Source organism: Streptomyces sp. AB3(2024), from assembly GCF_041862025.1.
GTDB lineage: Bacteria > Actinomycetota > Actinomycetes > Streptomycetales > Streptomycetaceae > Streptomyces.
Window position 1 is genome coordinate 1 of sequence record NZ_JBGWAB010000335.1, and the last position, 536, is coordinate 536.

Here is a 536-nt window from a genome sequence, read left to right on the forward strand (position 1 = left end):
GGCACGTTCGGCCCCGACGGCGTCGGCGCCGTCGTGCCCGAGCACTGCGGCGACCTGGGCACGGACCAGCCCGAGCAGCTCCCGCTCCAGCTCGGCCGCACCGAGCCCGGCCAGCCGGTCGACCGGCGACCCGGCCACCTCGGGCCGGTCGGCGGACCCGGCGGGCCGAGTCTCCAGAAGCTCGGCGAAGAGCATGCTGGGGCGTACGAGGCTGAAGGCCGGGCCGAACCGCTCCCAGTCCACGTCCGCGACGAGCAGAGCCGCCTCGTCGGAGACCGCGACGCTCTGCTTCAGGACGGCCATCGCGGTGTCGGGCGCCATGGGCGGCAGCCCCTCACGCCGCATCCGCGCCTCCAGGGCGTCATCAGCTGCCATACCGCCCTCGGCCCACGGGCCCCACGCGAGCGAGGTCGCAGCCAGCCCGGCGGCCCGCCGCTGCTCCGCAAGAGCATCCAGGTAGGCGTTCGCAGCAGCGTAATTACCCTGACCGGCCGCACCGGTCATCCCGCTCATCGAGGAGAACAACACGAACGCGG

At 74.1% G+C, this 536-nt stretch carries 1 protein-coding gene; it reads right to left on the reverse strand.

Features of this window, described 5'->3' with window-relative positions; genetic code table 11:
• Positions 1-513: beta-ketoacyl reductase (locus tag ACEPPI_RS40640; RefSeq protein WP_373920259.1), on the reverse strand; the 513-nt coding region annotated here is incomplete at its 3' end.
• Positions 514-536 lie beyond the last annotated feature (23 nt).